Annotated in this window: 18 protein-coding genes and 1 pseudogene; 13 read left to right on the top strand and 6 right to left on the bottom strand. The window is 38.2% G+C overall.

Annotation, left to right across the window (positions count from 1 at the left end; translation table 11 throughout):
- Positions 1-92 precede the first annotated feature (92 nt).
- Positions 93-1,760: a ribonuclease J gene (locus A3GQ_RS0105090; protein WP_028776133.1), complete on the top strand. Its 1,668-nt coding sequence runs from the start codon at positions 93-95 to the stop codon at positions 1,758-1,760.
- A gap of 104 nt (positions 1,761-1,864) precedes the next feature.
- On the opposite strand, the gene A3GQ_RS23465 is transcribed toward A3GQ_RS0105090, so the two are convergent.
- The gene (locus A3GQ_RS23465; protein ID WP_281170811.1) at positions 1,865-2,431 is read right to left on the bottom strand and encodes a site-specific integrase; all 567 of its coding nucleotides are present in this window, start codon (positions 2,429-2,431) and stop codon (positions 1,865-1,867) included.
- A gap of 117 nt (positions 2,432-2,548) precedes the next feature.
- Between A3GQ_RS23465 and A3GQ_RS26110 the strand changes: the two genes are divergently transcribed.
- From A3GQ_RS26110 to A3GQ_RS23455, 3 genes are all read left to right on the top strand, one after another.
- A complete protein-coding gene (locus A3GQ_RS26110) occupies positions 2,549-2,725 on the top strand; it encodes an HNH endonuclease (RefSeq protein ID WP_342664986.1) in 177 nt (58 codons plus the stop codon).
- Positions 2,726-2,942: 217 nt separating this feature from the next.
- A complete protein-coding gene (locus A3GQ_RS0105075; protein ID WP_028776132.1) occupies positions 2,943-3,338 on the top strand; it encodes a hypothetical protein in 396 nt (131 codons plus the stop codon).
- 307 nt (positions 3,339-3,645) lie between these two features.
- Entirely contained in the window at positions 3,646-4,131 is a 486-nt protein-coding gene (locus A3GQ_RS23455) for a phage terminase small subunit P27 family (RefSeq protein ID WP_156877554.1), read from the top strand.
- Between the two features lie 533 nt (positions 4,132-4,664).
- On the opposite strand, the gene A3GQ_RS23450 is transcribed toward A3GQ_RS23455, so the two are convergent.
- The gene (locus A3GQ_RS23450; RefSeq protein WP_051271218.1) at positions 4,665-5,129 is read right to left on the bottom strand and encodes a site-specific integrase; all 465 of its coding nucleotides are present in this window, start codon (positions 5,127-5,129) and stop codon (positions 4,665-4,667) included.
- A 177-nt stretch (positions 5,130-5,306) separates the two neighbouring features.
- On the opposite strand from A3GQ_RS23450, the gene A3GQ_RS26105 reads away from it, so the two are divergent.
- Entirely contained in the window at positions 5,307-5,423 is a 117-nt protein-coding gene (locus A3GQ_RS26105; protein ID WP_245596737.1) for a peptidoglycan-binding domain-containing protein, read from the top strand.
- A 75-nt stretch (positions 5,424-5,498) separates the two neighbouring features.
- Here A3GQ_RS26105 and A3GQ_RS0105055 read toward each other — a convergent pair whose 3' ends face one another.
- Complete coding sequence (locus A3GQ_RS0105055; protein ID WP_028776131.1) at positions 5,499-6,047, bottom strand: NUDIX hydrolase; 549 nt, start codon at positions 6,045-6,047, stop codon at positions 5,499-5,501.
- 196 nt (positions 6,048-6,243) lie between these two features.
- Here A3GQ_RS0105055 and A3GQ_RS0105050 point away from each other — a divergent pair, with 196 nt between their 5' ends.
- Complete coding sequence (locus tag A3GQ_RS0105050; protein ID WP_028776130.1) at positions 6,244-6,861, top strand: histidine phosphatase family protein; 618 nt, start codon at positions 6,244-6,246, stop codon at positions 6,859-6,861.
- A gap of 237 nt (positions 6,862-7,098) precedes the next feature.
- Here the strand turns inward: A3GQ_RS0105050 and A3GQ_RS0105045 are convergent, their stop codons facing one another.
- Both A3GQ_RS0105045 and A3GQ_RS0105040 read right to left on the bottom strand, forming a co-directional pair.
- Positions 7,099-7,806 (bottom strand): YdcF family protein, encoded by a 708-nt coding sequence (locus tag A3GQ_RS0105045; protein ID WP_028776129.1) that lies wholly within the window; start codon positions 7,804-7,806, stop codon positions 7,099-7,101.
- On the bottom strand, positions 7,803-7,982 hold the full coding sequence (locus A3GQ_RS0105040; RefSeq protein WP_028776128.1) for a hypothetical protein: 180 nt from the start codon (positions 7,980-7,982) through the stop codon (positions 7,803-7,805). Before A3GQ_RS0105040 ends, A3GQ_RS0105045 begins: the two co-directional genes overlap by 4 nt.
- 70 nt (positions 7,983-8,052) lie before the next feature.
- On the opposite strand from A3GQ_RS0105040, the gene A3GQ_RS26670 reads away from it, so the two are divergent.
- The 5 genes and pseudogenes from A3GQ_RS26670 (at position 8,053) to A3GQ_RS0105005 (ending at position 12,110) form a co-directional block, all read left to right on the top strand.
- The gene (locus A3GQ_RS26670) at positions 8,053-8,220 is read left to right on the top strand and encodes a hypothetical protein (protein WP_156877553.1); all 168 of its coding nucleotides are present in this window, start codon (positions 8,053-8,055) and stop codon (positions 8,218-8,220) included.
- A 316-nt stretch (positions 8,221-8,536) separates the two neighbouring features.
- Complete coding sequence (locus A3GQ_RS0105030) at positions 8,537-8,893, top strand: PH domain-containing protein (RefSeq protein ID WP_028776127.1); 357 nt, start codon at positions 8,537-8,539, stop codon at positions 8,891-8,893.
- 215 nt (positions 8,894-9,108) lie between these two features.
- Positions 9,109-10,029: pseudogene (locus A3GQ_RS27975) on the top strand (terminase small subunit); the annotation flags it as partial.
- A 52-nt stretch (positions 10,030-10,081) separates the two neighbouring features.
- On the top strand, positions 10,082-10,423 hold the full coding sequence (locus A3GQ_RS0105015; RefSeq protein WP_028776126.1) for a minor capsid protein: 342 nt from the start codon (positions 10,082-10,084) through the stop codon (positions 10,421-10,423).
- A gap of 826 nt (positions 10,424-11,249) precedes the next feature.
- Positions 11,250-12,110: an SMP-30/gluconolactonase/LRE family protein gene (locus A3GQ_RS0105005; RefSeq protein WP_169818246.1), complete on the top strand. Its 861-nt coding sequence runs from the start codon at positions 11,250-11,252 to the stop codon at positions 12,108-12,110.
- Positions 12,111-12,364: 254 nt separating this feature from the next.
- Here A3GQ_RS0105005 and A3GQ_RS28475 read toward each other — a convergent pair whose 3' ends face one another.
- Entirely contained in the window at positions 12,365-12,685 is a 321-nt protein-coding gene (locus tag A3GQ_RS28475; RefSeq protein ID WP_083964102.1) for a beta/gamma crystallin family protein, read from the bottom strand.
- Between A3GQ_RS28475 and A3GQ_RS0105000 the strand changes: the two genes are divergently transcribed.
- Entirely contained in the window at positions 12,667-12,960 is a 294-nt protein-coding gene (locus A3GQ_RS0105000; protein WP_028776124.1) for a histidine phosphatase family protein, read from the top strand. The two genes, A3GQ_RS28475 and A3GQ_RS0105000, sit on opposite strands and share 19 nt — an antisense overlap.
- On the top strand, positions 12,929-13,150 hold the full coding sequence (locus A3GQ_RS28470) for a histidine phosphatase family protein (protein WP_028776123.1): 222 nt from the start codon (positions 12,929-12,931) through the stop codon (positions 13,148-13,150). Before A3GQ_RS0105000 ends, A3GQ_RS28470 begins: the two co-directional genes overlap by 32 nt.
- The last annotated feature ends 71 nt before the right edge of the window (positions 13,151-13,221 follow it).

The following is a 13,221-nucleotide window of genomic DNA, read 5'->3' as shown; positions in this document are numbered from 1 at the left end:
ATAGCCTTTTTCAAATCGTATATAATGAATACCAAGTGAGATTTGTGCGGTTATAGGGTGAACAACAAAAACATATACAGGAGGTAAGTTTTTTGACAAAGAACCAGCGAGGCAAGTTACACGTATTTGCGCTCGGTGGGTTGGGTGAAATCGGAAAAAACATGTATGTTGTCCAATATGAAGATGACATCGTGGTAATTGATTCAGGACTAATGTTTCCTGAGGAAGATATGCTGGGGATCGACATCGTTATTCCAGACATATCTTACCTCATCGAAAATCAGAGCAAATTAAGAGGTATTATTCTTACACACGGACACGAAGATCATATCGGCGGATTAGCCTATATCTTAAAACAAGTGAAAGCACCAATCTACGCTACACAACTCACCATGGGGCTAATTGAACACAAGTTACGGGAAGCACATGTGCATGATGTGAAACGTCATGTAGTTACCAATCAATCAGAGATTCAACTCGGTCGATTAAAAGCAAGCTTCTTCTATACAAACCACAGTATTCCTGATTCAGTGGGAGTTTGTGTGGATACGCCAGAAGGACTTGTTGTACATACAGGTGACTTTAAGTTTGATATGACGCCTGTAAACGATAACAATAGTGACTTCCACAAAATGGCTGAGATTGGGAGACGAGGCGTACTTTGTTTATTATCTGACAGTACCAATGCAGAACGTCCAGGTTTCATTGGTACCGAACGCTCCGTAGGCGACAATCTGATGGAAGTATTTCGCAAATCCAAGCAACGTGTCATTGTTGCTACCTTTGCTTCCAATATCCATCGGATTCAACAAGTAGTGAATGCTGCCTATCATCATGGCAGAAAACTTGCTGTAGTAGGGCGCAGTATGGTAAATGTGGTGAATATCGCATCTGATTTGGGATATTTGGATATTCCAAAAGATCTGATCATCGAGCCAGATGAGATCAATCGTCTCCCTGCTCATCGAGTAGCTGTGATCTCTACTGGTAGCCAAGGAGAGGCGATGTCAGCGCTTACGAGAATGGCAAATGCTTCTCACCGGAAGATTGAGATTCTTCCTGGTGACACAGTTGTCATTGCTGCAACTCCGATCCCTGGAAATGAAAGAAGTATTGGTCGTACCATTGATCAATTGTTCCGTATTGGTGCAGAAGTCGTATATAGTGCAACCTCCCATGTCCACGTGTCCGGACACGGTGCACAAGAAGATCTTAAATTAATGCTCAATCTTATTCGTCCTAAATTTTTCATTCCAATTCATGGTGAGTACCGGATGCTCCGCGCTCACGCCCAACTAGCCGAATCAGTCGGTGTAAAAACCGATAATATTTTTATCTGCGATAATGGAGATACAGTAGAATTTTCAGGTGGTAAAGCGAGGTATGGTCCTAAGATTTCAACAGGAAAAGTCCTTATTGATGGACTTGGTGTTGGAGATGTTGGAAACATCGTCTTAAGAGATCGAAAACTCCTTTCCCAAGACGGTATTTTAGTTGTTGTTCTTACCCTAAGTAAAGCAAATGGAACCATTTTATCTGGTCCAGATATTATCTCCCGCGGATTTGTCTATGTACGCGAATCAGAGAGACTGCTGGAAGACGCCAACAATGTAGTCAACCAGACAATGGAAAAATGTATGAAAGAACAAGTAAGTGAATGGGCATCGCTTAAAACGAGCATTCGTGACTCCTTAAGCAAATTCCTTTACGAACGCACCCGCCGACGTCCTATGATCTTACCAATTATTATGGAAGTATAATCGACACTCACTAAACGAGAGCCAATTTTCCTTGATATATAAGGGGTTTTGGCTTTTCGTTTTTGTTTAAAACCTCATTTGACCACATTTTGACCACATTAGATTTATACGCTCTTAAAACCCTCTCTTTTTGACTCTAATTTTTTCATAGCTTGATCAAAATTTTTAGCAAGATCTTTTTGCATATCAGGGAGTACATGGCTATACGTATCTAATGTAATCCCTACATTTGCATGTCCCAATCGTTCAGAAACGACTTTCGGATTCTCACCAAGTAATAGCAAAGTTGTGGCATGAGTATGTCTCAAATCATGAAAAGAAATAGGTGGCAGATTATATTTTTTGATCACATACTTCATATCACGATTGATATCAGCGGGATCAATTGGTCTTCCTAAACCACTTGCAACAACTAGATCATTATCCTCATATGCATTCCCGAATTTTAGTTTCAGTTCATCTTGAAGTGCTTTATGTTTTTTTAGACATTGAACAGCAAAACTGGGCAATGAAATGGTGCGTTTCGATCCTTTGGTTTTCGGTTCCTGAAATACGAGCCCTTCTTTTACCTTGGATAATGATGTTTGGCTTACGCTTAATCTTGCGTTTTCAAGATCGCAGTTTTTCCATTTGAGTCCAAGTATTTCTCCCTTTCTCATCCCAGTATAGATTGCAAGGATATAAGCGATAAAAAATCTCCTGCCTTGTACAACGTTTAAAAATTGGTTTGCCTATTACACAGGAGGAAGAAAGCACGTACCACATACCTACGTCATCATCCTCTGTGTGTGGAGTGTGAGCGTAATGGTAGAGTAGTACCAGCTACGGTAGTGGATCATATTACTCCACATAAAGGAGATCGAGAGCTGTTCTGGGATTCTACCAATTGGCAATCGATGTGTTCTACTTGTCATAATAGAAAGACTGTTTGGTTTGATGGAATATTTAGAAATATAAGTAAATAAAAATGGAGTAGGGGGGAATCGCTAGAAATAAAATTTCTATAGACCGCCGTCCCCTTTTCTTCACACAAAATTCCCGAAAAAATGCAAAAGGGATGGATTGTTTCCTAATAATAAATACAGTTTCGTCTAATGTTAATTGATATGAAATTTAATTTTATGTATAATTCAATTAAGTGGATTACCACAACACCATTGTCTCACAACCGGAGGAACCGTTATGTCGGATCTGGCCGCGATCATGTCCAACGACAACCTCGTCAACGGACTGCTCTCGCTCACTCGTGAGCAGGTGCAGCAGATCTCTCCCGGATCCGACGATCTCGTCGAGATCTGGGAGAACAGGGACCTTCTTAACATGGTCAAGTGGGAGCTCTCGCAGCTCTCGCAGCCCATCCTGCAGGCGCTCGCGATGAGCATCCTCGTCAACGGACTGCTCTCGCTCACTCGTGAGCAGGTGCAGCAGATCTCTCCCGGATCCGACGACCTCGTCGAGATCTGGGAGAACAGGGACCTTCTTAACATGGTCAAGTGGGAGCTCTCGCAGCTCTCGCAGCTCTCGCAGCCCATCCTGCAGGCGCTCCAGATGAGCATCGAGGAGAACATGAAGCGATAACGTCGGGATCGCGACGGTCACCGCTATGAGTTAGTGAGACAGGTGGGCGACATCAGTATTGTCGCCCGCCTGCTGAAAAAAATGTACTTCAACATAAAAAGACGCCACAAATCTTAATTTTGTAGGCGTCTTTTATTATCGTAATTTATATGTATTTTTACTAGCCTGATCTAGATTATCTTAAATTATCACGAAGTAGGAGGTATGATGATAAATGGGGAGGAATGCGAAACCAATACATCTTCATTTGATAGATAAGAGAAAACATCTAACTAAAACAGAGATAAACCAGTGATTAGAAAACGAAATTAAACCCAAAACAGATAAAATAAAATGTCCTAGCTGTCTGGATAAAGTAGCAAGGTCTAAGTGGAATAGCTTGGTTAAAGAGTTGAAAGAAGTGGATCTCATGACCAATGTGGATGTAGATGCATTGGCCACAAATTGCGATGCGTACAGTCAGTATGTAGAGTGTACCGAAATCATAAGGGCTGAGGGTCCAATGGTGGAGTATACCAATAAATCAGCAGAAACCAATAGAGTACCACATCCCCTTCTTACCAAAAAAACACAGTTGCATAATCAAATGAGATCCTTGGCAACTGGCTTAGTGGCTTGTTCTCAGGCAATGGGAAAAGCTACACGTGAAGATATTGCTATGTTATTTGGTCAATTTCATATGATTGATGCTCAATACGGAGGTAAGATGTTAAAGATGATGAAGAAAAAAGGTTGGTTAGTACCACCACCACTTCACATTACTCAAAGATCTCCTGAAGAAGTACTTGTGTAAAAAGGATTAATAAACTGCCACTTCAAATTAGGAGTGGCTTGAAATTATTGTTGAAGTTCAGGAAAATTAAAGTGCAGGAAGTATACAAAATGACTGCGCTATATCAGTTACAGGAATTTAAAAGGTAAAAAGGGAAAATGGGAAGGATCTTGGAACTTGGGACACTTTAACATATAAGAGTGTCAGGTGTGTACCCACAAAGGTGTTTGATATAATTTAAATAGTGATACTTTAGTTTTTTTATCTTGTGATAGTGCTGGAGTTCTTTTTTTCCTACCTTCCCTTGATTTCTGCTAACATTTTTGACAACAAACTACTAAACACTATCAGGAATTAGTCGCACTAACCGACACGATCAATGTTGAAAATATGTACTAGAATCAACGAAATGACACTAACTGAATCGAAAGCGATAGATTTTAATCGTTATGGAAGTATAATCGACACTCACTAAATGAGAGCCAATTTTCCTTGATATATAAGGGGTTTTGGCTTTTCGTTTTTGTTTAAATTCTCATTTGACCACATTAGATTTACACGCTCTTAAAACCCTCTTTTTTTGACTCTAATTTTTTCATAGCCTGATCAAAATTTTTAGCAAGATCTTTTTGCATATCAGGGAGTACATGGCTATAGGTATCTAGTGTGATCCCTACATTGGCATGTCCCAATCGTTCAGAAACGACTTTTGGATTTTCACCAAGTAATAGCAAAGTTGTGGCATGAGTATGTCTCAAATCATGAAAAGAAATAGGAGGAAGATTATTCTTTTTGATCACATATTTCATATCACGATTGATATCAGCAGGATCAATTGGTCTTCCTAAACCACTTGCAACAACCAGATCAGTATCCTCATATGCATCTCCGGATTTTAGTTTCAATTCATTTTGAAGTGCTTTATGTTTCTTAAAACATTGAACAGCAAAGCTAGGCAATGAAATGGTGCGTTTCGATCCTTTTGTTTTCGGCTCCTGAAATACAAGGCCTTCTTTCACTTTGAATAATGTTTAACTCACGCTTAATCTTGCGTTTTCAAGATCGCAATTTTTCCATTTGAGTCCAAGTATTTCTCCTTTTCTCATCCCAGTATATATTGCAAGGATATAAGCAATAAAAAATCTCCTCCCTTGTACAGCGTTTAAAAATTGGTTTGCCTCTTAGGTGGGCTTGCTGTGGATGGAGTTTTTGGATCAAAGACCAAAGAGGCTGTTGAAACTTTCCAGAAGAGTGAAGGGCTATTGGTCGATGGTATTGTAGGACCTCAAACATGGAGGAAATTATTTTTATAAAACAAATAAGGCAGTTTCTCCTATTTTGGAGTAATTGCCTTAAAGATGTGAACAATTATCGTTTGATATCATCTACTATTTATTCTTATCTATACATACGCGTAATAGCTTTTCAGTGGAAGAGAATGCAAGGTTATTCCAAGGAATTTCATCAAAATAGAAAAAACGACCTTTCGTACTTTCAATATTAACCACGACTTCTTCGCTATTAGCAATGGCTTCGTAGGTCAATTGTATCAATCCATCTTTAGGAGAAGAGAATGTATCAACAATTTCTTTTACTTCTACAGAAAGACCTGTTTCTTCTTTCACTTCCTTTTTTATTGTCTCGAATAGATCATCCCCACGTTCCACATGTCCTCCTGGAAACGCCCATAAGCCTTTCCCAGGTTCTTCGTTTCTCTGAAGAAGTAGTACTTTGTCTTTTTTTCTATTCAGAACAACTGCTACAACTGCCAGCTTTGGATCTAAGTAAAAGATAAATTGACAATGATGACAAATGAGTTGAGGCTGGTTGGGAATATGTATGTCTTCTAGAGAGAAATGGTGACCGCAACGTGGACAAAATTTTAGATCTTCTTTTTCGTATTTCCATTTGTAGGTAAAATAAAGCTCTTTATTCATTTTAAATCTCCTTTGACTATAAAGGGGAATGAAATCTTATTGTGCATTTCCTTCATATTCCATTTTATTATCAATTCATCAAGAATGGATTTGAAAAGAGAAGATCTCCCCTTACTGTTATAATAGGTACTTGTAACTATCAATTTTCGATATATTTATTGACCTATTATGCATTCTTAAGAAAGGTATGATTTTATTGGATACCACTATTTATATCGTAAGACATGGACAAACAAAATGGAATTTAGAAGGACGTTTACAAGGAAGACTAGATTCTCCGTTGACAGATGATGGTGTGGAGCAGGCTCAGCAATTGGCAATACGATTACAAAATATTACCTTTGATTCCATTTATTCTAGTTCAAGTAACCGTGCATTTTCTACTGCACTCCATTTGAGAAAAGATCGAGAAATAGAAGTAAACAAATCAGATAATCTCATGGAAATGGATTTTGCATGTTGGGAAGGTAGAAAGTGGAGTGAAATTCAAGATTTATTCCCTGAAGAATTACTACTTATGAATGAACACCCAGAACATTTTGAGGCAAAGAAAACAAAAGGAGAAACTTTTCATGATATGCAAAGCAGATTAGCATCTTTTATTGATAAGATTTTAAAGCAGCATGCTGGACAAAACATTTTACTTGTATCTCATTCCATTACGATTAAGGTGCTGATTAACTATCTCCGAGGAGGAAATTTAAAGTATTTATGGGATGGACCAGATATTCATTGGGCAAGTCTTTATCAAGTTTGTTTTACAGAAAATAAGACGAAAATATTTTTTGAAGGAGAGGGAATCTCCCCTTTGTAACCTTGAATTACAACCCTGATCATAAATAATGGTTAAGGTCATTTTTTATGAATTTAAAAGTTATGAAGTTTTAATAGGCGGTGAAAGATGGACCTGCAACTTCATAGATCTTTCATTCGTTACTTTCCTCTATTTTCTTGTGAACTTCGAAAAATTCGATATTCATTTGGTTAAATTTCTTCTGATCCCCAGCTACACGATTTTCTTTAGGACATCTCATAATTAATTCGTATAGAGCTAAAGATCGCCTTTCGCTCTATACAGTTTAATTCGTTCGATTTCACCCTGAACAATGTGACGATTTTTACTCGATAGAAACCAAGTGGCTGGATGCCATCCATTTGTATCAGAGAAATTCGTGATCTTTATGCCATGTAAATCATAAACCTTCTTGAATGTAAGATAGGTGCGTAGTTGATGGAATGGAGAGGTCACTAAGATGATGTGAGTGAAATTATGTTCCTTTAGCAGATTAAGCACATATTCCGCGTTTTCACGAGTATGCAATGATTGATCTTCCACTAGAATCGAGTCCGCAGGAACCCCCATAGCCAAAGCTTTATTTCGTAAATAGTTGGCACCAAGATTTACATCCCATGTTTCAGCTGCCTTCGCAATATCTTTTTCCTGAATCCGTCCATTTCTAGCAGCATCTTGAAGATCCTCTAAAGGGATAAGGTTAGGTTCTCCAGAATCTGCTACTTTCGCACTAAATCTGCCGCTACAAACGATGTAAGGAGCCCACTCTCTGTGGTACAAAGAGATAGCTGTCTGAATTTTACTGTCTAAAAATTTGATATTTCCCCGCGTACCTGCGAGTACAACGATTGCATCAGCTTTATGTAACCGATTCCTCAGTGCAAACCGTTTTCCCTTAATGTAGAAGATCAGCCATAGGATCAACAATAAGACGCTTGAGCTTGCTGTAAGAAGGATTGTTTTCATTTTTCACCAGTGAGTATGTCGCTTAAATCAGTAACATACTGATCCTTTCTCCAAGGGGATTGTAACAATTTTCGGTGTAGATCTTTCACTTTACTTATTATCTTACTAGAGCCAATGGAGTTTGCAAGTTGAAAAGCACCTTGTGCATAGCAAACAGAAGCATCAACAACTCCCAATCCATAATAAGCCTCTGCTTTTTGAATTAAGTATAAGTATAAAAAAGCAACAGAAATATTAGGAGAATCATTGCAACAATTTCTCGTAGCATCTGCTTCCCTAGCAGATCAACTCCATTCCAAAGAAGAACGAACGGATGAAGAAAAAACGTTCATTCAGGCTTTTGAGGAGCTAGGGGAAGTTATTATTGATCCTGAGGCTCAGCAACTGATAAATAAAAAGGAAACTAATTTATAGCTACTCAAAGAAGCCTAGTCGCTCTTGTTGTTTATTTTTCCTGAAGATATTACCAGTATGAAGTAAAATAAATATTTCAAGCTCAGTAATGAAGTCATATAAAGAAGATACCTTTTTCTAAACTACTAGATGTAGATTGGTCTTATGTGGATGATCCCTAAATTAACTATTGTTGATTGTTGTTTATGAAAGAGAAGGCAAAGTCTTTTATGAAATGTCGTCATGAAATAATACCCTTTTAATTAGGTTATTACTTGTAACGGAAATCAGTTGCCTATGATATATTGGGAGTATACATAAACAGGAGGGCATCAGGTTGACTTACGAAGAGATCAAAAGACTTCTGAAAACTAGCATTGGCAGCAGGTTTCTTGGAAGAAAAGAAGTGAAAGAGCTACCAAGTATCTTATGGGAAGACGAAATCCCAAAAAATTTGGTAGGTGGGAACGGAATATTAGTGGTAACGGATAAACGTTTGATTTTTATCAATAAGGGGATTTTCTCACTCAAGGTTAAATATTTTCTACATGAAGAAGTATCTTATATTGAGGAAATTCCAAGAATAACGACGGGGGAAATTGTTGTTTACGCTGGTGAGGAAAAGGCTAAAATCAAACGTGTAGATAGAACTGTTCTTCGTATGTTTCTTACTCGGTTAGAGTCAAAAGACTGACCACTAAAAGACGAGGACAGAACAGAGACTGTTATACGGAAATTAAAAGAGCTTGGATAGTTGAAGAATCCAGAGGTTTTAACGGAAGAAGAATTCCATCCCGAGAAAGCAAAAATATTTAATACAAAGTAATCGCCACTCATTTGGAGTGGTATTTTTATACTCTGGAGGTTGGGTGAAATGATGTGAAACTAACTCCCTAACAGCAGGCATTTTGTGATTATTACACTGAAACAGGAAATGCAACTGAAGCTGCTAAACGTGCAGGATACAAAAAACCGAATGTACAAGGTAGTCAAAACTTAGAAAAGCTTAGTATTAAAATGTATATAGAAGAAGGCATGAAATCAAAAGTAGATAAACGCATTATGGACGCAGACGAAGCATTGGAGTTACTAACAAGTATTGCTCGTGGTGAAGTAACAGAAACCATGGTAACTGCAACTGGCAAGAAAGAGACCAAAGAGGCAGATATTAATCAACGGATAAAAGCCATAGATAGCTTGATGAAACGATTCGATGTGGTTGCGAGTTTGGATAGGATCAGGGCAAAAACAGAGCACATCAGAGAGAAAACAAAGCTTCTCAAAGGTGCATCTGTTTCAGAGGAACAGCGTGTGGTGATCATTGTGTTCAATACCAAAGAAAAGATTCCCGAAATGGATAAGTACATGGCATCCAAACTGTTAGCAGAGTTCACTGCTCTTGGTGGCACTACGGATACTACTGCCATTACGTCTGCTAACATTCTTGCTACATTCGATACCTACATGGAACAAATGGATGATGCAGAAGTGCCAGAAGAAGGGCGTGTATTGTATCTTACACCTGCTCTACGAAAGTTGTTGAAAGAAGCAACAGGAATTACTCGTGAGATCAATGTAGATATGCCAAGGACACGATCTCTGAATCAGATCGTTTCTCGCTTAGATGAAGTGGAAATTATCACGGTTCCTTCTGTTCGTATGAAGTCTGCATATGATTTCACGAGCGGAGCTGTTTCAGCAGTAGGTGCAAAACAAATTCGTATGATCTTGCTTCACCCTTCTGTTGTGATTGTTCCATTCCTTTTCTCCGACCTGCAGAACGATCTCGTATTACGTTTAACGGAAGAAGATATGAAGTCAATCGTGTGAATGAATTTTGGACAGATGATGTTGTGGTCCATCATATCGAGGTGGAGTTGAAATGAGGATTCGCTTGGATTTAGGCAAGATCCCACCTAAGTTTCGAAAGTTAGGCAAAGAGGGGCAGGTATTGTTGGATCAAGAGGTGTTGAAAGATAGTAACTACTATGCTCCCCAAGATATAGGGAACTTGATTCAATCAGGCATACGCAATACCGTTTTTGGTAGTGGGAAAGTCATTTGGAACACGGTGTATGCTCGAAGATTGTACTACAATCCACAGTACAACTTTAGTAAAGATAAGAATCCAAATGCAGATGGACTTTGGTTCCGACGTGCGAAGTCTTACAAACTAAAGAAATGGATCGATCAATTGGATAAACTCAAGAAGCGAACCATTTAGAAGAGGGGATTGCTGGTGGATCTTCTTGATCAAGTCAAAGCATATATCGAATAACGTACTAACCGTATGAATAAAACACACTCATAATGGTGTATATTAGATATTTTGCAAGTAGATGTTGCTGCAATGATCTGAGTATGTAGAACAGTAAGAAAAAAACTTTGCTTTCATGGCGTTAGAAGATATTTCGGAGCTTGATGATGAAAAGCCGCCAATTGAGGTGGAATATTTTTGAGATTATGGCGATTGTAAAAGTAGACTACTGAGGAAATAGCAAAATGTCCTCTATATGAGAGAACATTTTATAGTGTGAGAGATAATGTAAATGGTTTCCGTTCATGACAGACTAGCATATCAACATAACATCAATTAAATGAAACCTTTGCCAAATCCGATACGAGGTAAAATGAATTTAAGGGCAATTACAAATAAGAAAATTAGCATCGAATCACTTCCTATCATTGGAGTATCAGTAGCTATATATCTTATGTGGTAGATTTTAAGGTTGTAAAGGTATCTAACCTACTTTTTTTGTTCAATGTAAATTTAATTTTGGAGTTGAAAAATGCACACAGGTGATATTTTCATTAGGAGGGGTACGGAAATATGACGAAGCTATTAGGCATAGAAAACAGTATCTGGCGACTGAAAGGCAACGCAACCATATACTGGGGTTTATCTGGCGGACTAGAGCAGTAACCCTATCACTGGGCCAATTAAATACAATCAGAAAATACCTGTTTTCATAGCTTGGATTATTCTATTTTATTGTATAATGATTATTATTGTTTATAAAAAATAAAATTTTAAGGAGACTTATATGCCTATGCCTAAAAAAGCAGATATCATTCGTGAAGGATTCGGATATTTGGAAGGTTTCCGTTGGCACCATAATGAGGTATGGTTTTCTGATTTTGCCGCTAAGAAAGTTTATCGGATGAGTCCTGATGGGGAGCAGTTGAATATTGTAGCTTCCCTGGATGTGAAGCCTTCTGGATTAGGTTTTCCACTTCATGGTGATCCATTGGTAGTTGGAATGGATGATTGTACGTTACGTCGGATCAAAGCGGATGGCAGTACCGAAATAGTGGCTAGTTTTCAGGATAAAGCATATGAAGCAAATGATATGTGGGTAAGCCCAGAAGGAAGGGCTTATATAAGTCAATTTGGTTATGATCTTTTTGCAGGTGGCCCACCTATTCCTTCTCACCTGATCATTGTACATCCAGATGGCACAGTAGAGGTAGATAAAGAGGATTTGATCTTTCCTAATGGTATACAACTTACTGCAGATGGCGAGACATTAATTGTATCAGAACTCTTTGGATTAAGATTGAATGCTTTTGATGTAAAGGAAGATGGTACATTATCTAATCGTAGAGTCATTGTTCAATTTGAAGAAGAACTGGATATAATGGATGGGCTTGTTTTAGATGCAGAAGGAGCCATATGGGTTACGATGCCTTACCGGAGTGAAGTTCGTCGTATTACACAAGAAGGCATTACAACAGATATTGTTAAGACTGCTACGGAAGGACATATAGTAGTTTCTTGTACATTGGGCGGGGAAGATGGTCGTGATTTGTATATCGCTACTGCAAATGCTACTATAGAAAATTTATATGGTGGGACAGCACGAGTGGAGATGGCAAGAGTAAATGTCCCTAGTCTCCTCCATAAAAAGTGATAAGAAAAATGGCGAATAGAATTCAAACCTCACATCCACATGTAAAAGTGTGGGGTTACATTTATGCTGAATAGTTTCTATTAATCTGAGTTCGTTGCATAATTAACGATTCCAAGAGCTTCGATTTCGATATAGGAGCAAAACCAGCAACCGTGTAACGAAGTGAATTTGACCAATAAATGGAAATGGTTTTGTCATAAAAGAACCACATGACCTCTATATATTTAGGATCATGTGGTTTTCTATATTACTATCTATTTTATACGGAGCGAGGAAACTACATTGTTCCATGATCTATTCTTGCTTAGCTTTTTCTTTGTGAAATCGGAGTATTTACCAGGCTTCAATTTCAATTTATGCCCTTCGTAGTTGATGTGCTCATATAACACGACTCCGTCACCTTTTGAAACCTTAGCAGATGAGGCGAGATCATTCCAATTGTTGTTTACTAAGGTTTTATCATTGGAGCAGAACTTAATAGAGCGGCCTTTGAAATGAATGTGCTCATACAAGGTAACACAAGAAAGTTTCTTCTGTTGGTGTTGAGGCGCTGCTAATGCTGAAGCTGGTAACATTGCGCAAGCGGCTACTGCTAAGGAAGATAACACAGCAATACTTTTTTCATCGGAACAACTCCAATTACAATATTTTGGGAATTAACCCTGTTGACGATGCTGGTTTGGAGCAGGCTCAGCAATTAGCAAAGCGATTACAAAACATCTCCTTTGATTCCATTTATTCTAGTTCAAGTAATCGTGCTTTTTCTACTGCGCTTCATTTGAGAAAAGATCGAGAAATGGAAGTGATCAGATCATCTCATGGAAATGGATTTTGCAAGTTGGGAAGGTAGAAAGTGGAGTGAAATTCTAGATTTATTCCCTGAAGAATTACTACTCATGAATGAACACCCAGAACATTTTGAAGCAAAGGAAACAAAAGGAGAAACTTTTCATGATATGCAAAGGAGATTAGCATCTTTTATTGATAAAATTTTAAAGCAGCATGCTGGACAGAACAATTGCTTGTATCCCATTCCATGATTAAGGTGCTGATTAACTATTTCCGAGGAGGAAATTTAAAGTATTTATGGGATGGACCAGATATTGATTGG

The sequence above is a fragment of the Shimazuella kribbensis DSM 45090 genome, from assembly GCF_000428065.1.
GTDB classification, from domain to species: Bacteria; Bacillota; Bacilli; order Thermoactinomycetales; family Thermoactinomycetaceae; genus Shimazuella; species Shimazuella kribbensis.
The sequence above is the reverse complement of the archived record's forward strand: the minus strand, read 5'-3'. Positions and strand labels throughout refer to the sequence as shown.

Coding starts and splice junctions, on each gene's coding strand:
- A3GQ_RS0105015 (WP_028776126.1), top strand. CDS start 10,082: ATGAGGATTCGCTTGGATTTAGGCAAGATCCCACCTAAGTTTCGAAAG.
- A3GQ_RS28475 (WP_083964102.1), bottom strand. CDS start 12,685: ATGTTACCAGCTTCAGCATTAGCAGCGCCTCAACACCAACAGAAGAAA.
- A3GQ_RS0105055 (WP_028776131.1), bottom strand. CDS start 6,047: ATGAATAAAGAGCTTTATTTTACCTACAAATGGAAATACGAAAAAGAA.
- A3GQ_RS0105045 (WP_028776129.1), bottom strand. CDS start 7,806: ATGAAAACAATCCTTCTTACAGCAAGCTCAAGCGTCTTATTGTTGATC.
- A3GQ_RS0105075 (WP_028776132.1), top strand. CDS start 2,943: ATGTCGGATCTGGCCGCGATCATGTCCAACGACAACCTCGTCAACGGA.
- A3GQ_RS0105005 (WP_169818246.1), top strand. CDS start 11,250: ATGCCTAAAAAAGCAGATATCATTCGTGAAGGATTCGGATATTTGGAA.
- A3GQ_RS28470 (WP_028776123.1), top strand. CDS start 12,929: ATGGAAATGGATTTTGCAAGTTGGGAAGGTAGAAAGTGGAGTGAAATT.
- A3GQ_RS0105000 (WP_028776124.1), top strand. CDS start 12,667: ATGCTGAAGCTGGTAACATTGCGCAAGCGGCTACTGCTAAGGAAGATA.